This is a genomic window from Achromobacter aloeverae, from assembly GCF_004121055.1.
GTDB classification, from domain to species: domain Bacteria; phylum Pseudomonadota; class Gammaproteobacteria; order Burkholderiales; family Burkholderiaceae_B; genus Bordetella_C; species Bordetella_C aloeverae.
The window spans coordinates 37,313-59,681 of the sequence record NZ_PYAL01000010.1 but is presented as its reverse complement, the minus strand read 5'-3'; the positions used below and the strand labels follow the sequence as shown (position 1 = coordinate 59,681).

Here is a 22,369-nt window from a genome sequence, read left to right as displayed (position 1 = left end):
GCGCTGGTAAATCGCCGAATCGCCAAACTTGTGTTACCGAAAGTTGCCTATGCCCTGATTTGCGCATGGGGCAGACTGCTCGTACTCCTAACCTTGGTACGACGGGAACATCAAACATGGCCACGAAACCGTTTCGCCTGAAGACCAGCGCGTACCTGGTGGGCCTATCGTCACTCCTGCCTTGGGCCGCGGCCCATGCGGTGCAAGACACCTGCCCCACCAAGTTGAACACCGGCGCCAAGATGGACACCGCTGACCATGTGGTGCCGCTCGGCGGCCAGACCCAGACGAGGCCCCAGGGTTGCCAGACCTGGGAAGCCGATGGCAATAACACCGCCGTCACCATCAGCAACGGCGGCCAGCTCGGCAACGTCATCCTGAACCTCGGCGCCGGCCTGCACGTCAGCGGCACCAGCGCCGGCGCGGGCGGCAGCGTGATCGGCTTTGTCGAGGCCGGCGGAGACTATAGTCCCGTCGCCGGCCCCTCGGGCCGCAAGGGCAGCCAGGGATTCATCACGATCGAGTCCGGCGGGGCCATCGGCTACGTACTCCTGGGGCCGGACTCGACGCTGAGATCCCTCAATACCGGCACCGACCCGGCCCGGATCGGCGTTGTCCAGACCGAAGGCACGGTCAACCTGGACAATGTGCGCCTGGACTATGCCCTGGTGCCGACCTATGCCGGCAGCCCCCCCGACTATGGCGTCATATTCCAACAGGGCGGCACGGTCACGCTCGCCAATTCGGTCGTCTCCGGCAACCACGGCGACGTCTTTGGCATGGGAATCTCCGCGAGCACGCCCCAGACGAGCAAGCTGCTCACGACGAACGTGTCCAACACCACGTTCGTCGATCTCAACGACTCCGCCTTCTGGATCTTCGAGGCCGCGGGCTACGTCGATTACCAGCTGAACCTCGTCAACAACACCGTCAACGCCGGCCCCGGCGACGCGGCGATACACATCTACCAGGCCGGCACCGCCAACCCCGGGCAACTTGGCAGCATTACCGCCGACATCAGCGGCGGCGCCTACACGGGACCGCAGGGCGCGGCCATCTACGCCAACGGAAAGAAACCCGTCACCCTCACGCTCAGGGACAATGTCGTGCTGCGCGGCGTTGCCGGCGGCCCGTCACAGGATAACGGCACCGGCCTGCTCATCGCCGGCCACGGCAATGTGGTCGCTACGCATAGCACCATCGACGGCGACACCTATGGGTTGAAAATCACCTCCGATCGAAACGCCCTCGTGGGCGCCACCGTGACGCTTTCCGACACGGCATTGACGGGCCGGGGCAACGCCGCCATCTATCTCACCAAGAATGCCAACGACACCGCCAGGCGCGCCAGCATCACCATCGGACAGGGCACGACGCTAAGCGGCGGCGATGGCAACATCATCAAGATGGACAACGGCGCCCTCGCCGATGTCACGATCGGCGGCGGCAACGCCAAGGTCGACCTCGCCGGCAATATCGACGTCGCCGGCGCCGGGACCGACCTGCAACTGGCCGTTGGGGATCACGCCACCGTGGCCGGCGGCCTGTCCGTCAACGACAGCGGCTCCGTCACCGCCACCTTCGGCGGCGCCGGCGCCACCCTGGCCAACGGCAACGGCGCGGCCATCGCGGTCGACAACGGCAAGGCCGCGGTCACCCTGGCCAACGGCGCCACCCTGGCCGGCAAGGACAGGCTGCTCGTCGATGTCAGCAATGCGGGAGAGGCCGCTGTCACCCTGGACAACACCGTGCAGGCCGGCGACATGCGCCGTGATGCGGACAGCACGCTGAACGTAACGCTGCAAAACGGCGCCCGCTACACCGGCAGCGCGACGGCCAGCGCCATGACGGTGAACAACGCAACCTGGGTCCTGGGCAATACCTTCCCCTCTTCGGCCGGCACCCTGTCCATGAATGGCGGCCTGGTCGATTTCAACGCCGGGACCGGCCCGTACAAGACGCTTACCGTGAACACGCTTGCCGGCACCGGCGGCACGTTCAACATGGGCGTCGACTTCAATCCCGGCGGCGCCAACGACCTCCTGGCGGTCAAGGCCCAGGCCAACGGCGCCCATCAACTGTCCGTGAACAACGGCGACCAAGGCATCCACGACCCGCGCAACAACATCCCCGTGGTCCAGACCGGCGGCGGCAAGGGCCAGTTCGCGCTGGCGGCCGGCGGCAAGGTCGATGCGGGTATCTACGTCTATTCCTTGCAGAAGACAGGCAACGATTGGCAGCTGGTGCGCGATGGCACGTCGCCGACCAACCCTACGGACCCGACCAATCCCACGGATCCGACCAATCCCACCGACCCCACCAACCCCACGGACCCGACCCACCCCACGAACCCCGATAACGGCGGCCCGACCAAGCCGCCCGGGCCCGATGACATGTCGCCGGCGGCCAAGACAGCGCTCAACCTTTCCAGCGCCTTGCCCTACGTGTTCTACGGAGAAATGGGCCTGCTGCGCCAGCGCCAGGGCGACCTGCGCATGAACAAGGCCGACAGCGGCGCCTGGGCGCGCAGCTTCTACAACCGCACCCAGATCAACCAGTCCGCCGCGCCGGGCTACGGGCTGGACCAGTATGGCGGCGCCATCGGGGCCGACAAGCGCTTGCTGCTATCGTCCGGCGACCTCTATGTCGGCGGCTTCGGCAGCTACAGCTACAACACCCTGGGCATAGACGGCGGCTCCAGCGGGCGGGTCAACAGCTACGGCCTCGGCGGCTATGCCACCTGGGTGCGCCCCGACGGCTGGTATGTGGACAGCGTGCTCAAGGCCAACAATTTCGACAACGAAGCCCGCGTGATCGGCAGCAACGGCCAGCCGGCCCGCGGCAAGTACAGCACGCCCGGCATCGGCGCATCGGTCGAAGTGGGCAAGCACATCGACATCGGCAACAAGGGTTTCATCGAACCCTATGCCCAGGTGGCCGGTTTCCAGGCCCGCAGCGCGAGCAAGGACCTGGACAGCGGTTTCAAGATCCGCACCGGCAACACCAAATCCGTCCAGGCGCAGGTAGGCATGCTGGCGGGGACGAATATCGAGGTCGGCAAGGGATACGTGGTACAGCCGTACGTCAAGGGCGCTTTCATCCGCGAGTTCATCAACGACAACAGCGTAACCTTGAATGGCACGCGCATCGTCGACGATCTCTCGGGTAATCGCATGCTGGTCGGCGCGGGCGTGGCCACGCAGATCAAGCAGAACCTGCAAGTGCATCTCGATGTCGACTATACGACAGGCGGCCCGGTCAACAATTCCGTGAACGTGAATCTGGGCGTGCGCTACGCCTTCTGACCGTATCGGCCGCGCGACTGCCGGGGAGTCGCATCGGCGCGGCCATCGATCAGATTTTTCCAATATGAACGCACGCGGGCAGCGATGAAAATCCGGCCTTTACGCCTCTTGAACCGCTCTCCCCACTGAAGCACCCAGGCACGATCCGGCCATCCCAGGACCGGTCGTGCCGGCACAGGGAGTCGTGTCATCCTCCCTATGCCTATCAAATCTTTCCGCCTGAAGGCCAGCGCCTGCCTGCTGGGAACGTCGTCCCTGCTGCTCGGCGGCGCCGCGCACGCCGTGCAGGACACATGCAGTCCCCAGTTGAACACCGGCGCCAAGATGGACAAGGCCGACCGTGTGGTGCCTCTCGGCGGCCAGACCCAGACGAGGCCTCAGGGTTGCCAGACTTGGGAAGCCGATGGCAATAACACCGACATCACCATCCGCAACGGCGGCCAGCTCGGCAACGTCATCCTGGACCTCGGCGCCGGCCTGTACGTCAGCGGCACCAGCGCCGGCGCGGGCGGTAGCGTCATCGGCTTTGTCGAGGCCGGTGGAGACTATAGCCCCGTCGCCGGCCCCTCGGGTCGCAAGGGCGGCAAGGGACAAATCTCGATCGAGTCCGGCGGGGCCATCGGCTACGTGCTCCTGGGGCCCGACTCGACGCTGAGATCCCTCAATACCGGCACCGACCCGGCCCGGATAGGCGTTGTCCAGACCGAAGGCACGGTCAACCTGGACAATGTGCGCCTGGACTATGCCCTGGTGCCGACCTATGCCGACACCAAGACCCGCGACTATGGCGTCATATTCCAACAGGGCGGCACGGTCACGCTCGCCAATTCGGTCGTCTCTGGCAACCACGGCGACGTCTTTGGCATGGGAATCTCCGCGAGCATGCCTCAGACGAACAAGCTGCTCACGACGAACGTGTCCAACACCACGTTCGTCGATCTCAACGACTCCGCCTTCTGGATCTTCGAGGCCGGGGGCTATGTCGATTACCAGCTGAACCTCGTCAACAACACCGTCAACGCCGGCCCCGGCGACGCGGCGATACACATCTACCAGGCCGGCACCGCCAACCCCGGGCAACTTGGCAGCATTACCGCCGACATCAGCGGCGGCGCCTACACGGGACCGCAGGGCGCGGCCATCTACGCCAACGGGAAGAAACCCGTCACCCTCACGCTCAGGGACAATGTCGTGCTGCGCGGCGTTGCCGGCGGCCCGTCACAGGATAACGGCACCGGCCTGCTCATCGCCGGCCACGCCAACGTATCCGCTACGCATAGCACCATCGACGGCGACACCTATGGGTTGAAAATCACCTCCAATCCAAACGCCCTCGTGGGCGCCACCGTGACGCTTTCCGACACGACATTGACGGGCCGGGGCAACGCCGCCATCTATCTCACCAAGAATGCCAACGACACCGCCAGGCGCGCCAACATCACCATCGGACAGGGCACGACGCTAAGCGGCGGAGATGGCAACATCATCAAGATGGACAACGGCGCCCTCGCCGATGTCACGATCGGCGGCGGCAATGCCAAGGTCGACCTCGCCGGCAATATCGACGTCGCCGGCGCCGGCACCGACCTGCAACTGGCCGTTGGGGATCGCGCCACCGTGGCCGGCGGCCTGTCCGTCAGCGACAACGGCTCCGTCACCGCCACCTTCGGCGGCGGCGGCGCCACCCTGGCCAACGCCAACGGCGCGGCCATCGCGGTCGACAACGGCAAGGCCGCGGTCACCCTGGACAACGGCGCGACGCTGGCCGGCAAGGACAGGCTGCTCGTCGATGTCCGCCATGCGGGAGAGGCCGCGGTGATCCTGGACAACACCGTGCAGGCCGGCGACATGCGCCGCGACGCGGACAGCACGCTGAACGTCACGCTGCAAAACGGCGCCCGCTACACCGGCAACGTCACGGCCAACGCCATGGCCGTGAACACCGGCGCCACCTGGTTGCTGGGCGATCCCCATGCCACCGTCATCGGCGGCCTGTCGCTAAACGGCGGTATCGTCGACTTCAACGCCGGCACGGGTCCCTTCAACACCGGTCCCTTCAAGACCCTGGCCACGCCCACGCTGGACGGCAAGGGCGGCCGCTTCAACATGGGCGTGGACTTCAACCCCGGCGCCGGCAACGACCTGCTGGTCGTCAATGGCAAGGTCGAGAACGGCAACCGCCTGCATATCAATGCCCAGGACCAAAGCGTGGCGGCCCCCCGCAATAACATCACCGTGGTCGAGTCCGGCGGCGGCAGCGGCCAGTTCGCGCTCGTGGCTGGCGAACAGGTCGACGCCGGCATCTATGTCTATACCCTGCAGCGCGACGGCGACAACTGGGTGCTGGTGAGGCAGGAACCCGATCCGGGTCCCGACCCCGGCCCTGACCCTGGGCCTGACCCCGGTCCGGAACCGGAACCCGAACCGGACCCCACCCATCCGGTCGACCCGCCGCAACCGATACCCGACGCCCATCACCTGTCGCCCGCGGCCAAGACGGCGCTGAACGTCGCCAGCGCCCTGCCCTTCGAGTTCTACGGCGAAATGGACACCCTGCGCCAACGCCAGGGCGACCTGCGCATGAACAAGACCGACAGCGGCGTCTGGGTGCGCAACTTCACCAACCTCAACGAGATCGGACAGGCCGCCGCCCCCGGCTACAGCCTGAACCAGTACGGCGGCGCCTTCGGCGCGGACAAACGCTTCGCCCTGCCCGCCGGCGACCTCTACGTCGGCGGCTTCGGCTCCTACAGCTACAACACCATAGGCGTGGACGGCGGCTCCTCAGGCCGCACCAACAGCTACGGACTCGGCGGCTACACCACCTGGATGTGCAACGACGGCTGGTATGTCGACGGCATCATCAAGGCCAACTCCTTCCAGAGCGACCTGCGCGTGGTCGGCAGCAACGGCGTGCCCGCCCGCGGACACTACAACACCCCCGGCTACGGGACCTCCCTCGAAGTCGGCAAGCACATCGACCTCGGCAGGAAGCGCTTCGTCGAACCCTATGGCGAAGTCGAGGGCTTCATCGCCAGCGGCGCCAACGACAAGCTCGACAGCGGCTTCAAGATCCATAACGGCGCCACCAAGTCCACCCAGGGCGAAATCGGCGTACTGGCCGGCACCCACTTCGAACTGGGCAAGGGCTACGAAGTCCAGCCCTACCTGAAGACCGCTGTCGTGCGCGAGTTCGTCAACGACAACAACGTCACCCTCAACGGCACCCGCATCAAGGACGATCTCTCCGGCAACCACGTCCTGGTCGGCACCGGCGTCGCCGTGCAGCTCAAGCAAAACCTCCAGGCCCACCTCGATGTCGACTACACCAGCGGCGGACCCATCAAGCACACCACCGACATCAACCTCGGCGTGCGGTACGTGTTCTGAGCCTGCGTCGAATTCTGTTGCATGAGTGCCTGTGAGCGGCAGGGGTCCTGTTCCAAACTGTGACCCGGCGGCACGCCCGTGGCCGCGGCATTTCACTTTCGTGCGACGAGAATCACCATGGCGACCTGGACCGTAAGTACACAGCCCGGCACTCGTAACATCATCTACACCGACGGGGACAACGGCAGCGGCATCCGGCTGGCGCTGGGCGGCGCCGGCGTCGCCTGGCGCGATGCCTCCAACATCAGCGCCACCCTCCCCCTGGACAGCGCCGGAATGGTGCCGCTGCCCTACAACCGGTACAAGATCACGCCCAGTACCTTCTCGTCCAACTTCGATGGGCACATCACCGACCTGATACGCATTGCCATCGATCCGGCCTCCCTTGCCACCGAGCCCTACCTGCAACTGGAAAATGGCGCCAGCCGAGGGACTTTTCAACTGAACGTCCAATTCGTCACGCAGGCCAGGATCGACAGCTCTCCCCAGAGAGTCACGGATGCCCAGCATCCCACACCCATCGTCGTCACGGCGACAGCGCTGGCGGACCCCGCCGGCGGCCCCCTGCCGGCGGGTATCCCACTGATCTGGACCACGGACTCGAGCAGCTATCCGACGATACTGCCGAGCCGGTCCGAGCCGGAGCAAACGAACGGCGCCGCAACGACGTTTTCGATGACCACCACGGCAATCACGGAAGCCGAACTCGCAAGGCGCGGACCGGGCGCGATCAGCTGCGCCCTCTACCTGGGCTATATGAACCAAGGCACCCTGCCCGTGGGCAGCGTCGTCACCCGCGTCATCCCTGGCCTGCTGGCGCCGGTCTATGCGGTGGAGGAGATTACCGGCACCAATCTCATCGACGACAAGATCTACCAGGAGGTCGGCGATGTCGGCCATCCTTTCCGCGTTCCCGTGAACAAGGACGACACTCCTGGAGACGGCATCGTGCTTTACGCCTGCGCGGCCGACGACAGCGCGCGCACAACCAAGCATATTCTCGGCCGGCACACGGTGGCGGACCACGACCTCGGTACCGACCTGGCCATCGCGCTGAATTTCACCGGCACGGTGACTCCCATGGCCGGAGACAGGATACAACCCATGCTGCACCTGGTCGGTTATACCGTTGCGAACTGGAATCGCGTGTATGACATCGCCGGCCCCGTGTATGAAATCACCCAGGCCGACATCGTGGATGTCGTACCGCCCTATTCCGCTTGAACCAGCGGACCAGATTTTTCCGATATGCCCTGGGGTAAGTCCGGATGAGAATCGCGTTTTTCACCTGAAAACCAGCGCCCAGCCTACCGTCAGTACCAAACGCGACCCGGTCTTCCAAGGACCGATCGTGCCGGCACAGGGGGCGTGTCATCCTCCCTATGCCTATCAAATCCTTCCGCCTCAAGGCCAGCGCCTGCCTGCTGGGAACGTCGTCCCTGCTGCTCGGCGGCGCCGCGTACGCCGTGCAAGACACATGCAACCCCCCGTTGAACACCGGCGCCAAGATGGACAAGGCCGACCATGTGGTGCCGATCAGCGGCCAGACCCAGGCGATGTCTCAGGGTTGCCAGACTTGGGAAGCCAGCGGCAACACCACCGATATCACCATCCGCAACGGCGGCCAGCTCGGCAATGTCATCCTGGACCTCGGCGCCGGCCTGTACGTCAGCGGCACCAGCGCCGGCGCGGGCGGCAGCGTCATCGGCTTTGTCGAAGCCGGTGGAGACTATAGCCCCGCCGGCGGTACGTCGGGCCTCAAGGGCAGCAATGGACACATCGCGATCGAGTCCGGCGGGGCCATCGGCTACGTCCTTCTCGGAAAGGGCTCGACGCTGGCATCCATCAATACCGGCACCGACCAGGCCCGGATCGGCGTTGTCCAGACCGCAGGCACGGTCAACCTGGACAATGTGCGCCTGGACCATGCCCTGGTGCCGATCTCCGCCGGCAGCAGCCCCGACCTTGCGGTCATATATCAGCAGGACGGCACGGTCACGCTCACCAATTCGGTCGTCTCCGGCAACCACGACGACGTCTTTGGCGTTTTCATGTCCGTGAGAGATCCCCAAGCGAACAAGCTGGTCACGCTGAACGTGTCCAACACCACGTTCGTCGATCTCAAGGATGCCGCCTTCTGGATCACCGAGGCCGCGGGCTACGCCGACTACCAGCTGAACCTCGTCAACAACACCGTCAACGCCGGCCCTGGCGACGCGGCGATATACATCGCCCAGCGCGGCACCGCCGACCCCGGCGAACTTGGCAGCATTACCGCCGACGTCAGCGGCGGCACCTACACGGGACCGCAGGGCGCGGCCATCTACGCCAACGGAAAGAAACCCGTCACCCTTACGCTCAAGGATGATGTCGTGCTGCGCGGCGTTGCCGGCGGCCCGTCACAGGATAACGGCACCGGCCTGCTCATCGCCGGCCACGCCAACGTATCCGCTACGCATAGCACCATCGACGGCGACACCTATGGATTGAAAATCACCTCCAATCCAAACGCCCTCGTGGGCGCCACCGTGACGCTTTCCGACACGGCGTTGACGGGCCGCGGCAACGCCGCCATCTATCTCACCAAGGAAGGCAACGACACCGCCAGGCGCGCCAGCATCACCATCGGACAGGGCACGACGCTAAGCGGCGGCGACGGCAACATCATCAAGATGGACAACGGCGCCCTCGCCAATGTCCTGGTCGGCGGCGGCAACGCCAAGGTCAATCTCGCCGGCAACATCGACGTCGCCGGCGCCGGCACCGACCTGCAACTGGCCCTGGGCGATCGCGCCACCGTGGCCGGCGGCCTGTCCGTCAGCGACAGCGGCTCCGTCACCGCCAGCCTCGGCGGCGCCGGCGCTACCCTGGCCAACACCAGCGGCGCTGCCATCGCGATCGACAACGGCAAGGCCGCGGTCACCCTGACCAACGGCGCCACCCTGGCCGGCAAGGACAAGCTGCTCGTCGATGTCCGCAATGCGGGAGAGGCCGCGGTGACCCTGGACAACACCGTGCAGGCCGGCGACATGCGCCGCGACGCGGACAGCACGCTGAACGTCACGCTGCAAAACGGCGCCCGCTACACCGGCAACGTCACGGCCAACGCCATGGCCGTGAACACCGGCGCCACCTGGTTGCTGGGCGATCCCCATGCCACCGTCATCGGCGGCCTGTCGCTAAACGGCGGCACCGTCGATTTCAACGCCGGCACGGGTCCCTTCAAGACCCTGGCCACGCCCACGCTGGACGGCAAGGGCGGCCGCTTCAACATGGGCGTGGACTTCAATCCCGGCGCCGGCAACGACCTGCTGGCCGTCAATGGCAAGGTCGAGAACGACAACCGCCTGCATATCAACGCCCAGGACCAAAGCGTGGCGGCCCCCCGCAATAACATCACCGTGGTCGAGTCCGGCGGCGGCAGCGGCCAGTTCGCGCTCGTGGCCGGCGAACAGGTCGACGCCGGCATCTATGTCTATACCCTCAAGCGCGACGGCGACAACTGGCTGCTCGTGCGGGACGAAACGAACACCAACCCGACGGATCCCACCAACCCGACAGATCCCACCAATCCGACGGATCCCACCAATCCGACGGACCCAACAAATCCGACGGATCCAACAAATCCGACCAATCCCACCGATCCGACAAATCCGACCGATCCGCATTCGATCCCCGACGCCCATCACCTGTCGCCCGCGGCCAAGACGGCGCTGAACGTCGCCAGCGCCCTGCCCTTCGAGTTCTACGGCGAAATGGACACCCTGCGCCAACGCCAGGGCGACCTGCGCATGAACAAGACCGACAGCGGCGTCTGGGTGCGCAACTTCACCAACCTCAACGAGATCGGACAGGCCGCCGCCCCCGGCTACAGCCTGAACCAGTACGGCGGCGCCTTCGGCGCGGACAAGCGCTTCACCCTGCCCGCCGGCGACCTCTACGTCGGCGGCTTCGGCTCCTACAGCTACAACACCATAGGCGTGGACGGCGGCTCCTCAGGCCGCACCAACAGCTACGGACTCGGCGGCTACACCACCTGGATGCGCAACGACGGCTGGTATGTCGACGGCATCATCAAGGCCAACTCCTTCCAGAGCGACCTGCGCGTGGTCGGCAGCAACGGCGTGCCCGCCCGCGGACACTACAACACCCCCGGCTACGGCACCTCCCTCGAAGTCGGCAAGCACATCGACCTCGGCAGGAAGCGCTTCGTCGAACCCTATGGCGAAGTCGAGGGCTTCATCGCCAGCGGCGCCAACGACAAGCTCGACAGCGGCTTCAGGATCCATAACGGCGCCACCAAGTCCACCCAGGGCGAAATCGGCGTACTGGCCGGCACCCACTTCGAACTGGGCAAGGGCTACGAAGTCCAGCCCTACCTGAAGACCGCTGTCGTGCGCGAGTTCGTCAACGACAACAACGTCACCCTCAACGGCACCCGCATCAAGGACGATCTCTCCGGCAACCACTTCCTGGTCGGCACCGGCGTCGCCGTGCAGCTCAAGCAAAACCTCCAGGCCCACCTCGATGTCGACTACACCAGCGGCGGACCCATCAAGCACACCACCGATATCAACCTCGGCGTGCGGTACGTGTTCTGAGCAGGAGGCGCACCATGTCGAATCGATTCAATCGGCGCGAACTCGCGCTCCTCGCGTCCCTGCTGGGCACGGGTCTCGTGTGCGCCGCGCCCGCGGCCCATGCCGCGACGGAGTGTCCCGGCGGGCAAAGCCAATTCTCCGCCGATGCGCTGGATCCGTCCAAGGTGCCTGCCGCGCGGCAAGCCACCGGCGGCCAGCCCGTCAGCGTGGCCGACGACGAAAGCTGCAACACCTACCTGTCCGACAACGGGCAGTTGACCGTCGAGCTCGGTGGCACCACGGGCAACATCCTGGTGCAGCAAGGCGGCAAGGTTGACGTCCAGGGCGTGGGCACGGTCGACGGCATCATCGCGGCCGGCAATAGCATGCAGCCCGAAACGGGAGCGCCATCGGCGATCCATGGGGGCAGCGGCGACGTCACGCTGGAAGTCTACGCCAACGCAGCGGGCGTGCTGGTCGGAGACCAGTCCACCCTGACCGCGACAGGCGCCGACATCGGCTGGGTCAAGTCGGCCGGCACGACCATGATATCCAACTCGCGGATCAATCCCACCGACTTCGGCCTGGGTACGCCCGGGCTCCAGTATGTAGCGGGGGTAGAAGTCAATGGCGGCCTCACCACGATACGGAACCACAGCTCCATCTATCTGTATGACCAGGCCATGATCGATCCGGACATCATGGGGGTCGACGTCCATAGCGACAACGCCTACAACATCGAAAATACGGTCTATGCCGAAATAGATGACTCGACCATCACCGCCGGCACCGCGCTAAGCGTTACGCGCACCGCCGATGAGCCCGACCATGAATACGGTGTCCTGGTCAGGAATTCCAAACTCAGTGCGGTTGGAGACGGCCCCAGCGGACCTGCCGCCTATGTGTCGGTGACGGGCGGAACCCAACCCGTCGTCGTCACCTCCTCGAGCAATATCTTCGAAGGGTCGAGCGGCCTGCAGTTCATCGCGCAGGATGACCAGACCCGGTTCATCGACACGGACAGCAGGTTCCAGGCCGACAATACACAGTCCACGCAAAGCGCCTACGGCGCCGGCGCCGGCATTTATGCAAGCGGCGGCGGCCAGGTGTCGCTGAGCGGATCCGACGTCCACGGGATGAACGACGGCATACTTCTCGACACGCTGGCAAACGGCAATGGCACGACCCTGTCCTTGACCGACGGGACCATCGCCTATGCCGGCAGGGGCGGGGCGGCCTTGCATATCGTCAACCACGGCGCCAACGCCGATGCGGTCGCGCACGTGCTGATCGCGTCCAAATCTGAGCTGGACGTCACCAAGGGCAATGGCGACATCATCCAGGCCGACGGCGGCGGCAAGGCGGACGTAACGGCCGACAATGTCATATTGGCCGGCAACATCGCGGCGGCGGACAACGGCACCGTGCTCAACGTCCATGCGCAGGACGACGCCTCCATCACCGGGGCGTTCACCGCCAGCAACGGCGCCACCCTGGGCATGGGCGCGGGCAACGCAACCTTGAACGGCAACGTCAGCGCTACCGGCGCGGGCGCGCAAGCGAACGTACAGCTCGACGCCAAGGGTATTCTCAACGGCGGCATGGTCCTGAGCGACAAGGCCACCGGCACGGTGAGCGTGGCCGGCGACGGTGCGCTGCTCGCGCGCGCGGACGGCGCCGCGGTCGACCTGGACGACAGCTCCGCGACGATAGCCGTGCACGATGGCGGTCACTTGCAGGGGCAGGGCGGCATGCTGGTGAACGTCGTCAATGGCGGCAGCGCCAAGGTATTCCTGTCCGACACGACGCAGCACGGCGACATGACGGCCTCCGCCGACAGCAACCTGGATCTTACGCTGGCGGGCAGCGCGGTGCTGGACGGCAACGTATCCGGCAAGAACGGCAATGTGGTCGTGCAGGACAAGGCCGTCTTCAACGGCGACGTGAGCGGCGCCTCCGTGGTCGTGGCCGGCGCGGCCACCCTGAACGGCAATCTGGACGTCGACTCGGTAACCACCGCTGGCGCGGGCGCCTGGAAACTGGGCAGCGCGCCCACGGAGACGGTGGGTACGCTGGTCATGAACGGTGGCAGCGTCGACTTCAACTCCGGGCCGGGCAACTTCAAGGTCCTGAACGCGGCCTCGCTGGGCGGTTCCGGCGGCACGCTTGCCATGAATGTCGATTTCAACCCGGGCGGCGGCAATGACGTGGTCAACGTCAATACCCTGGATGGCGCCCATGGCATCCATGTGAATGCCGACCAGGGCGTGGCGCATCCCCGCAATGACATTACCCTGGTGCAGACCGGCGGCGGAGGCACGGGCAGCCTGGGACTGGTGGGCGACGGCAAGACCGACGCCGGCATCTATGTGTATGAGGTCAAGCAGGAAGGCGATCAGTGGCAGCTGGTGCAGACCGGGACCGACACGCCCACGGATCCCACGAATCCCACCAACCCGACCGATCCGACGAATCCCACCGACCCGACCCATCCGTCCGATCCCGCCGGCCCGCATGGCGATCCCATCCCCGGGCCCAGGGATTTGTCTCCCGCGGCCAAGACGGCGTTGAGCATGGCAACGTCCCTGCCCTACGCCTTCTACGGCGAACTGGATACGCTACGCCAACGGGAGGGCGATCTGCGCATGAACAAGGCCGGCAGCGGCCTCTGGGTGCGCAGTTTCACCACCTCCAGCAGGATGGCTCAATCGGCGGCCCCCGCCTACGGCCTGGACCAGTATGGTGGCGCCTTCGGCGCGGACAAGCGTTTCGCCCTGCCTTCCGGCAGCGATGTCCATGTCGGCGGCTTCGGCAGCTACAGCTACAACACCTCCGATATCGACGGCGGCTCCAGCGGCCGTAACAACAGCGTCGGCGCGGGCGCTTACGCCACCTGGATGTCCCAAGGCGGGTGGTATGCGGACGGGACGCTCAAGGTCAACAGCTTCGGCAACGAATTGCACGTGGTCGGCAGCGATGGCAGTCGCAGCCGCGGCAAGTACGACAACGCGGGGTTCGGCGGGTCGATCGAAGTGGGCAGGCACATCGACCTGCCCCAAGGGGGCTATGTCGAACCCTACTCCCAGGTCGCCGCCTTCCAGGCCACCAGCGCCGACAAGACGCTGGACAACGGCTTCAGGATCCACGACGCCCCCACCCGCTCCGTGCGCGGACAGCTCGGCTTCCAGGTCGGCGCTTCCTTCGACACGGCCAAGGGGTATCTGGTGCAACCGTACATGAAGGCCGCCGTGCTGCGCGAATTCGTCAACACCAACCATGTCAGCCTGAACGGCACGACGTTCTCGGACAACCTGAACGGCAACCGCGCCCTGGTGGGATTGGGCGTGCAGGCGCAACTCAAGCGGAACCTGCAGGTGTACGCCGATGTCGACTACACCAGCGGCGGTCCTGTCGACCACAGCGTCGACGGAGACATCGGCCTGCGCTACGTGTTCTGAAGATGGCCCTCCCCCGCCGCCTGCCTCAACTGGGCGGCGGCGATGTGGGTTTCTGCACCGGTGCCGGTCCCACGCCGCGCAGCAGGAAGCGGCGGTAGACCGGTCCTTTCCCTTGGTCGACCACCACGGCGCCGCCGATATTCATGCGCGGCTCGGGCTTGCAGGAAGGGTCCAGCGTCCATAAGGCGGGCACGCTGCCGCGCGGCGGCACATCCGCCCACTGCGCGGGCAGGAAGCCTGCCGCCATGGGAATGTTCAACGCGTCAATGCGGGTGCACAAGCCCGCGAAGGACTGGGACGCCAGGAACGCCGCGCGCAGCGGCGTGGCGCCCTCATTGCTCACCAGCACCTGGACAGCGACGCGGTCGAGATTGCGCTGCCAGCCCATGATGGTGATGCGCACGGGCCGCTCCAACGCGGCCTGGCGCGGCCAGGTCCGGTCGGCGGGCGCCTCGCCCGCCAACACCTGGGCCGAGGTATCGGCCAGCCACTGGGCGCCGGCCCGCCATTGCGCCAGCGCCGGACTGTCGCAGCCGCCTGCGTTGGCCACGATGCGCCGCGCCTGCGCCGCCGTCATGAATATTGGCGGCTGTTGCTCGGCCTGGGCGCGCCAGACGTCCCGCGCCGATACCTTCAGGCGCGTCCGGGCGATGTTCTCCAGTTGCGTCGCGCGCGCGTCCTCGCGGCCAAAGCGTGGGCAGACCACAGCCACCTTCTCGAGCATGTCCAGGCCGGTGATGGCCTGGTTCAACACGTAGTTGCCGGAGTAGTTGCCGGAGTCGTTGCCGGAGTCGTTGCCAGGCCCGGCCGACGTGGCGGGAACACGTGTAACGGCAGGCATCGTGACAGGGTCGGCCGACCTTGTGCCAGGCAAGGCCGGCCCTTCGTCCTCCCACTGTTCCGCGGCATGCACCGCGGACCCGAAAAACGGGGAGAGTACGAGGGCGAACGCGACGGCCATGCCCGCGCCGGCGCCGCGCGCGGGAATCAGCGCAAGTACGGGCGCCGGCACGCCCCTGGACAGCATGGCGCGCGCCCCCATCACCCCGACTTGTCTTCGCTGAGATCGAACAGGATGGTCGCGTCCAGCTCCAGCACACCCTCGTCGTGCTGGTTCAGCACCACCCAGGTCCAGGAAGTGATGCCAAGATCCGGCCGGGATGACGAGGTGCGAACCGCCTGCACGCGGGCCTCCAGGCGCAACTGGTCGCCGGGACGGACGGGAACGCGCCAACGCACCTCGCCCAGGCCGGGCGAACCGAAGGATTCCGAATCATGGAGCGCGGCATCCACGGCCATGCGCATGGCCAGCGCGCAGGTATGCCAGCCGCTGGCGATGAGTCCGCCCCAGCGCCCCTGCGCGGCGCGGGCGGGATCGGCATGAAACCATTGCGGATCGTACTGGCGGGCAAAGGCCAGAATTTCGGCCTCCGTCACGGTGACCGGCCCTCCCTTGATCACCATGCCCTGCTTGAACTCGGCGAACTTCATCTGACGTCATCCTCCGGCAGCGGCCGCGCCCAACCGGCGCGGCTGCCTCCTAGGATAGTCCAAAGTCACATCGCCGGTGCTCAGCGTATCGGCCACGGATACATCGCGCCGCCATGGCTCCACAACGCGTTCGTTCCACGCGCCAGTTTCAGCTTGCTTTGCTGGCCGACATTGCGCTCGAAGATCTCGCCGTAGTTGCCCACCGCCTTGATGGCGTTATAGGCCCATTTTTCGTCCACGCCCATGTTCTTGCCCGCGCCCGGCGTGACGCCGAGGATGCGCTGGATGTTGGGATTGGGGCTCTTGAGCATGTCATCGACATTCTTCTGCGTGATGCCGTATTCCTCGGCCTCCATCAGCGCGAACAGCGTCCAGCGCACGACGCCCTGCCATTGGTCGTCCCCCTGCCGCACCATCAGGCCCAGCGGCTCCTTGGAGAAACGTTCGGGCAGGATCTCGTAATCGTCCGGCTTGGCGAGTTGCGTGGCGCGCACGGCGGCCAGTTGCGAGGCGTCGTCGGTGAAAGCGTCGCAGCGGCCCGATTCGAAGGCCCGCACGACTTCGGTGACCTTGTCGATGACCACCGGCGTGAACTTGATGCCGTGGGTGCGGAACCAGTCGGCCAGGTTCAGCTCCGTGGTGGTGCCCGGCTGCACGCAGACCGTGGCGCCGTCCAGTTCCTTGGCGCTCTTCACGTTCTGCGACTTGCGCACCATGATGCCCTGGCCATCGTAGAAGCTGGCCGCCACGGCCGCCAGCCCCAGCGAGGTATCGCGCGTCTGCGTCAGCGTGACGGTGCGCATCAGCACGTCGACTTCGCCGGACTGCAAGGCGGTGAAGCGTTGTTGCGTCGACAGCGCGGTGCCCTTGTACTTGGAAGCGTCGCCGAACATCGCCGCCGCGATCGCCCGGCAGATGTCGACGTCCATGCCTTCCCATTCGCCCTTGCTGTTGGTGGCGCTGAAACCGGATACGCCGTCGCTGAGGCCGCATTGCACATAGCCCTTTTTCTTGACCGCGTCGAACACCGTGCCAGCCATGGTGCTGGCGGACGCGCAGGCCAACGCCACGGCGGCGGCCAGAACGGACAAGCGTTTCTTCATGATGAGTCTCCCGGGTCGTGCTTTGTTCAAACGGATGGTTCAAACGCACAGGTCCGGGCGGATGGCCGGGACCGATGGCGGCAAGCGCGGCGGCGACATCATCGCGCCGGCCAGCACGCCAACTTAGGCTGCTCGCGCGCACCCGGCAATTAGGTACAACACTAGGAAGGCCGACCGGACAGAAGTGGTACAGGGGATGTGGTACAGGGGATGTGGCGCCATGGCAGGCGGCGCCTGGGCCGTCACCGTTCCGGCTGGAACGCCGCGGCGGCGCGGCCGATGCGGTCGTTGACGGCATCCCACTCGGGCGTGCGCGGCGGGGCCTCGACCAGAATCTTCGTATAGCCCCGGCCATCCAGCTCGCGCATCAGCGAATAGATCGCATGGGCGTATTGCGCGGGATCGGCGGACACCGGTTGCCAGGTCAGCGCCGGATCCATTTCGAGGGGACGCGGGGTATAGCCTATTACCACGCAACGGCTGCCGGCCGGCAAGCCCACGCCGACGACCAGCGCCTCCAGCGTCGCCCTGTCCACCAGCTCCAGCGGCGTTTGCGGCGCATAGTGCGCCTTCAGCGTGCCGGACGCCCGCGGCGCGGCCGCATCGGGCGCGGACGGCAATTCGCCCAGCACGCGCGCGATGTCCTCGGGCCGGATATGGCCAGGCCGCAACAAGACGGGCCCCACGCCTTCGTGCAGGCGCGACAGGTCCACGATGGTCGATTCGATGCCGACATCGGCCGGGCCGCCTTGCAGCACGGGCATGCCGGCGGCGACCTGTTCGGGAAACTCCCCCAGCACATGCTCGGCCCGCGTGGGCGACACATGGCCGAAACGGTTGGCCGACGGGCCCGCCACGCCGCCATGCCCGCCCTTGAGGGCGGCAAATGCACGCAGCAGGCGCTGCGCCACGGGGTGCGAGGGGCAGCGCACGCCGACGCTGTCCTGCCCGCCGCTGACCGCCGCGTCCACATGCGGGGCGCGCTTGAGGATCAGGGTCAGCGGTCCCGGCCAGAAGGCGTCGATCAGGGCGCGGGCTTGCGCGGGCATGTCGCGCGTCCAGTAACCCAGGTCGGCCTCCGGCGCGACGTGCACGATGACAGGGTGATTGGAGGGCCTGCCCTTGGCCGCGTAGATGCGCGCCACGGCCCGTGGATCCTCCGCGTCGGCGCCCAGGCCGTAGACGGTCTCGGTGGGAAAGGCAACCAGGCCCCCGCGCAGTAGTACGCGGGCGGCGTGGTCGATCTCTTCGTCGGTGGCGGCGTTGGCCTGGCTCATGACGCGTCGGTCTCCGCCGCTCATTGCGGCGCCGGCAAACCCAGCGCCGCGGCCACGCGCATGGCGTCGGCGCGAGCCTGCGCCATGGTGGCGGCGACGATGGTCACGTGGCCCATCTTGCGGCCGCGCCTTGCTTCGCGCTTGCCATAGAGATGCAGCTTGGCGCTCGGCACGGCCAGGGCGGCAGCCCAGTCCGGCTCGCGCTGCGCATCGCTGGCGTCCGGATACCAGATATCGCCCAGGATGTTCAGCATGATGGCGGGCGCCAGCAGACCGGGGCTGCCCAGCGGCAAGCCGGCCATCGCGCGCGCCTGCTGCTCGAACTGGCTGGTGACACAGGCGTCGATGCTGTAATGGCCGCTATTGTGCGGCCGCGGCGCGATTTCGTTGACCAGCAGGCGGCCGTCGCGCAGGACGAAGAATTCCACGCAAAGGACCCCGTGGTAATCGAGCCCCTGGGCGATGGCCAATGCGGATGCGCCAGCCTGCTGCTCCAGTTGCGCGTCGGGCCCCGACAAGGCGGCCAGGGCAACCGTCGACACGGCCAGGATACCGTCGCGATGCACGTTGCGCGCGACCGGGAACATCACGGTCGCGCCATCGAAACCGCGCGCAATGACCACGGAGATCTCGTGGTCCAGCGCCAGCAGCGCTTCCAGCACGCAGGGCACGCCGCCAAAATCGTCGAACGCGGCCAGCGCTTCGGCGCGCGTGGCGACACGGGCCTGGCCCTTGCCGTCATAACCCAGGCGCGCCACCTTGAGGATGCCGGGAAACAGCGCCTCGTCGGCCTGCTCCAGGTCGGCGCGCGCGCGCACCGCGGCATGCGGGGCCACCGCGATGCCTTGCGCCGCGATGAAGGCTTTCTCGGCGATGCGGTCCTGCACCACGGCCACGGCGTCGGCAGCCGGGCTGACGCGGCAATGCGCGGCCAGGCTGCGCAGGCTCTGCGCGGGCACGTTCTCGAACTCGGTCGTGACGGCACGGCACAGGCGGGCCAGCTCGGCCAGCCCCTGCTCGTCGTCATAGGCCGCATGGATATGCCTGTCCGCCACCATGGCGGCCGGCCCGTCGGCGGCCGGATCCAGCACCGCCACCTTGTAGCCCAGGCTTTGCGCGGCATGGCAGAACATGCGGCCCAGCTGGCCGCCACCCAGCAGGCCCAGCCAGTCGCCCGGCGCGATGGGCGTGAACGCGGCGCCGTCGGCCGGACGCGCGCAAGCCGTCTGCGCGCCGTTCATGCCGATGCTCCCTCGGGCGGGACCTTCATATTGCGGGCAGCCTCGGTCTGGCGCGCGCGGAACGCCACCAGCCTGGCGTGCAAGGCATCGTCGGTGGTCGCCAGGTTGGCGATGGCGTGCAACGCGGCGTTGGCGGCGCCAGCCTCGCCGATGGCGAAGGTGGCGACGGGAACCCCCCTGGGCATCTGCACGATGGACAGCAGGGAATCCTCGCCACGCAGGTATCGGGACGGCACGGGCACGCCGAAGACCGGCACCTCCGTCAGCGCGGCCATCATGCCAGGCAGGTGGGCCGCGCCGCCGGCGCCGGCGACGATGGCACGCAGGCCGCGGGCGCGCGCCTGCGCGCCGTACTCGGCCATGTCCTGCGGCATGCGGTGCGCGGAGATCACCCGCGTCTCGCAAGGCACGCCGAAGTCCTGCAGCATGGCGACAGCATGCTTCATGACCTCCCAATCGCTGGAGGAGCCCATGATGACGCCGACACGCGGCGCGGTCGGGGACGAGGTGATCGTAGAGGCAGTCATAAGCCGGAGCGCAGTCGTAAAACGAGGGATTTTAACCGGCCCCGCCCGCGAACCCCAGGCAGCCTATCGCGGCGCGCCGGCCAGGGGCGCCGGCGCCGCCCGGGCAGCGGGCTGCAAGTCGGCCAGCACGGGGACGGGCTCCCATTCCGGCGCCAGCCAGGCGTATCCCTCTCCAGGCGCCGGGCACGCGGAAACGCCGCAGCGCAGGCCGGCCGCCGTCGTCGCGGCCAGGGCCACGATCAGGAACAGCCACATGGGCAAGGCCGTCAGGACCCCGACGCGGCGCGGCATGGCGTTATCGCTGGCCTTGCGGTCGAGCGCCAGCATGAAGGTGCAATAGACCAGCAGGGCCGCGTAGCCGGCCAGTGCCCAGGTCGAGGCTTGCGGGCCGGACAGGGCCGGCGCCCCGGGGGCAAGGCGCGACAGCACCTGCGAGCCGGCGGCCACCGTGCCGCCCAGCGCCGCCGCGAGCACCAGGGCGTAGTGCACGGGCGACGGACCGAAACGCAGGTTCAGCAGCAGGCCGGCGCCGGCCAGCAGATAGGCCAGGCGCTGCAGCTGCCCGGACGAATCGGGCGCATGGCCATAGGCGAATTCCCACACGAGGGCGAGGCCGAGCATCACGCAGAGCGCCAGCAGGGCCAGGGCATTGAATACGACCGAGGCCGGCCGCGGCGCGCGCACGGAGAAGGTCATCATGATCAGAGTCGCAGTCCGGCGAGGGGGGCCGGGTCCCATAGCCCCGCGACAGTCACGACGAAGCAAATCACGGTCAGTATCCAAAACGCGAAACTCGCGCTGCGACGGCCCCGCAATCCGAACCAGACCGCCAGCGTGCCGAGCAGAAACGGCAGCAGCATGACCATATCCACGCCTCCTCTCTTGAGCCCCCTTCCGAGCGAATGCGCCGCACTATAAATGAAGAGCACGCAAAAGACGACTGCGGCGTCAAAAGGCGACGTAACCCGGGCTGGCGGGGAATGCCCTCACGCCGCGGGGCTATCGCCGACTGCTGCCCCCCCGAGGGGGCGATTCTGCCTTGCGGCAAAAAAACCAACGGCCACCCCTTGGGTGGCCGTCAGTCTTGTCCGCCAGCGGCGATCGCGTTGTGCTCAGGCCGTCAGGCGGTCCAGGGCCTCGCGATACTTGGCGGCGGTTTTTTCCAGCACGTCGGCGGGCAGGCGCGGCGCGGGCGGCGTCTTGTCCCAGGTCTGGGTCTCCAGCCAGTCACGCACGAACTGCTTGTCGAAGGACGGCGGGCTGATGCCCACCTTGTAGCCGTCGGCCGGCCAGAACCGCGACGAATCCGGCGTCAGCACTTCGTCCATCAGGTGCAGCGTGCCCTGGTCATCCAGGCCGAACTCGAACTTGGTGTCGGCGATGATGATGCCCTTGGTGGCGGCGAAGCTTGCGGCCTCGCCATACAACTTGAGCGTCACATCGCGGATGCGCTCGGCCATTTCCTGGCCCACTTCCTTGACCACATGCGCGAAATCGACATTCTCGTCATGCGTGCCGAACTCCGCCTTGGCGGCCGGCGTGAAAATGGGCTGGGGCAGCTTGCTGGCCTGCTGCAGGCCGGGCGGCAGCGCGATGCCGCACACCGCGCCCGTCGCCTGGTAGTCCTTCCAACCGGAACCGATCAGGTACCCCCGCGCCACCGCCTCGACCAGGATGGGCTTCAGGCGCTTGACCACGACGGCGCGGCCGCGCACCTGGTCGACCTCGTCGGGCGCGACCACATCCTCGGGCCGCAGGCCCGTCGAATGCGTGGGCAGGATGTGGCCCAGCTTGCCGAGCCAGAACTCGGTCAGCTCGGTCAGCACCTGGCCCTTGCCGGGAATGGGGTCGTCCAGGATGACGTCGAACGCGGAGATGCGGTCGCTGGCCACGATGAGCAACTTGTCGTCGCCCACCGCGTACATGTCGCGCACCTTGCCGCGCCCCAGCAGGGGCAGGGACTTGATGCTGGATTGATGCAGGGCGGTAGTCACGGG

The 22,369-nt window shown here is 66.8% G+C and carries 14 protein-coding genes; 5 read left to right on the top strand and 9 right to left on the bottom strand.

Annotated features, from left to right (window positions below):
• Positions 1-116: 116 nt before the first annotated feature.
• The 5 genes from C7R54_RS27575 to C7R54_RS27555 all read left to right on the top strand — a co-directional run bounded on the left by C7R54_RS27575 (position 117) and on the right by C7R54_RS27555 (position 14,733).
• Positions 117-3,305, top strand: a complete 3,189-nt coding sequence (locus C7R54_RS27575) for an autotransporter outer membrane beta-barrel domain-containing protein (protein ID WP_158021289.1) — start codon at positions 117-119, stop codon at positions 3,303-3,305.
• Between the two features lie 198 nt (positions 3,306-3,503).
• Positions 3,504-6,695 (top strand): autotransporter outer membrane beta-barrel domain-containing protein, encoded by a 3,192-nt coding sequence (locus tag C7R54_RS27570; RefSeq protein WP_129154129.1) that lies wholly within the window; start codon positions 3,504-3,506, stop codon positions 6,693-6,695.
• Between the two features lie 117 nt (positions 6,696-6,812).
• The gene (locus tag C7R54_RS27565; RefSeq protein WP_129154128.1) at positions 6,813-7,919 is read left to right on the top strand and encodes a hypothetical protein; all 1,107 of its coding nucleotides are present in this window, start codon (positions 6,813-6,815) and stop codon (positions 7,917-7,919) included.
• Between the two features lie 158 nt (positions 7,920-8,077).
• Positions 8,078-11,296 carry an autotransporter outer membrane beta-barrel domain-containing protein gene (locus C7R54_RS27560; RefSeq protein ID WP_129154127.1) on the top strand — a complete coding sequence of 1,073 codons (3,219 nt, stop codon included), beginning with the start codon at positions 8,078-8,080 and terminating at the stop codon, positions 11,294-11,296.
• A 14-nt stretch (positions 11,297-11,310) separates the two neighbouring features.
• Positions 11,311-14,733, top strand: a complete 3,423-nt coding sequence (locus tag C7R54_RS27555; RefSeq protein WP_129154126.1) for an autotransporter outer membrane beta-barrel domain-containing protein — start codon at positions 11,311-11,313, stop codon at positions 14,731-14,733.
• Between the two features lie 25 nt (positions 14,734-14,758).
• Here C7R54_RS27555 and C7R54_RS27550 read toward each other — a convergent pair whose 3' ends face one another.
• From C7R54_RS27550 to C7R54_RS27515, 9 genes are all read right to left on the bottom strand, one after another.
• Entirely contained in the window at positions 14,759-15,760 is a 1,002-nt protein-coding gene (locus C7R54_RS27550; RefSeq protein WP_129154125.1) for a hypothetical protein, read from the bottom strand.
• Between the two features lie 14 nt (positions 15,761-15,774).
• Positions 15,775-16,224, bottom strand: a complete 450-nt coding sequence (locus C7R54_RS27545; protein WP_129154124.1) for a MaoC family dehydratase — start codon at positions 16,222-16,224, stop codon at positions 15,775-15,777.
• An 80-nt stretch (positions 16,225-16,304) separates the two neighbouring features.
• Positions 16,305-17,327, bottom strand: a complete 1,023-nt coding sequence (locus C7R54_RS27540; RefSeq protein WP_129154123.1) for an amino acid ABC transporter substrate-binding protein — start codon at positions 17,325-17,327, stop codon at positions 16,305-16,307.
• Between the two features lie 242 nt (positions 17,328-17,569).
• Positions 17,570-18,604 (bottom strand): L-threonylcarbamoyladenylate synthase, encoded by a 1,035-nt coding sequence (locus tag C7R54_RS27535; protein ID WP_129154122.1) that lies wholly within the window; start codon positions 18,602-18,604, stop codon positions 17,570-17,572.
• 20 nt (positions 18,605-18,624) lie between these two features.
• On the bottom strand, positions 18,625-19,845 hold the full coding sequence (locus C7R54_RS27530) for a 5-(carboxyamino)imidazole ribonucleotide synthase (protein WP_129154121.1): 1,221 nt from the start codon (positions 19,843-19,845) through the stop codon (positions 18,625-18,627).
• On the bottom strand, positions 19,842-20,372 hold the full coding sequence (purE, locus tag C7R54_RS27525; RefSeq protein ID WP_129154120.1) for a 5-(carboxyamino)imidazole ribonucleotide mutase: 531 nt from the start codon (positions 20,370-20,372) through the stop codon (positions 19,842-19,844). The genes C7R54_RS27530 and purE overlap by 4 nt, the downstream gene beginning before the upstream one ends.
• A 63-nt stretch (positions 20,373-20,435) precedes the next feature.
• Positions 20,436-21,071 (bottom strand): disulfide bond formation protein B, encoded by a 636-nt coding sequence (locus tag C7R54_RS27520; protein WP_240039749.1) that lies wholly within the window; start codon positions 21,069-21,071, stop codon positions 20,436-20,438.
• Between the two features lie 2 nt (positions 21,072-21,073).
• Positions 21,074-21,232 (bottom strand): DUF5993 family protein, encoded by a 159-nt coding sequence (locus C7R54_RS29010; protein ID WP_192903765.1) that lies wholly within the window; start codon positions 21,230-21,232, stop codon positions 21,074-21,076.
• 252 nt (positions 21,233-21,484) lie between these two features.
• Complete coding sequence (locus C7R54_RS27515; RefSeq protein WP_129154119.1) at positions 21,485-22,366, bottom strand: phosphoribosylaminoimidazolesuccinocarboxamide synthase; 882 nt, start codon at positions 22,364-22,366, stop codon at positions 21,485-21,487.
• Positions 22,367-22,369: the final 3 nt, after the last annotated feature.

What these genes read in the sequence shown, in the direction of transcription:
- C7R54_RS27560 (WP_129154127.1), top strand. Translation starts at nt 8,078, where the DNA reads ATGCCTATCAAATCCTTCCGCCTCAAGGCCAGCGCCTGCCTGCTGGGA.
- C7R54_RS29010 (WP_192903765.1), bottom strand. Translation starts at nt 21,232, where the DNA reads ATGCTGCTGCCGTTTCTGCTCGGCACGCTGGCGGTCTGGTTCGGATTG.
- C7R54_RS27540 (WP_129154123.1), bottom strand. Translation starts at nt 17,327, where the DNA reads ATGAAGAAACGCTTGTCCGTTCTGGCCGCCGCCGTGGCGTTGGCCTGC.
- C7R54_RS27570 (WP_129154129.1), top strand. Translation starts at nt 3,504, where the DNA reads ATGCCTATCAAATCTTTCCGCCTGAAGGCCAGCGCCTGCCTGCTGGGA.
- C7R54_RS27545 (WP_129154124.1), bottom strand. Translation starts at nt 16,224, where the DNA reads ATGAAGTTCGCCGAGTTCAAGCAGGGCATGGTGATCAAGGGAGGGCCG.
- C7R54_RS27520 (WP_240039749.1), bottom strand. Translation starts at nt 21,071, where the DNA reads ATGATGACCTTCTCCGTGCGCGCGCCGCGGCCGGCCTCGGTCGTATTC.
- C7R54_RS27555 (WP_129154126.1), top strand. Translation starts at nt 11,311, where the DNA reads ATGTCGAATCGATTCAATCGGCGCGAACTCGCGCTCCTCGCGTCCCTG.
- C7R54_RS27565 (WP_129154128.1), top strand. Translation starts at nt 6,813, where the DNA reads ATGGCGACCTGGACCGTAAGTACACAGCCCGGCACTCGTAACATCATC.
- C7R54_RS27550 (WP_129154125.1), bottom strand. Translation starts at nt 15,760, where the DNA reads ATGCTGTCCAGGGGCGTGCCGGCGCCCGTACTTGCGCTGATTCCCGCG.
- purE (WP_129154120.1), bottom strand. Translation starts at nt 20,372, where the DNA reads ATGACTGCCTCTACGATCACCTCGTCCCCGACCGCGCCGCGTGTCGGC.
- C7R54_RS27535 (WP_129154122.1), bottom strand. Translation starts at nt 18,604, where the DNA reads ATGAGCCAGGCCAACGCCGCCACCGACGAAGAGATCGACCACGCCGCC.
- C7R54_RS27530 (WP_129154121.1), bottom strand. Translation starts at nt 19,845, where the DNA reads ATGAACGGCGCGCAGACGGCTTGCGCGCGTCCGGCCGACGGCGCCGCG.
- C7R54_RS27575 (WP_158021289.1), top strand. Translation starts at nt 117, where the DNA reads ATGGCCACGAAACCGTTTCGCCTGAAGACCAGCGCGTACCTGGTGGGC.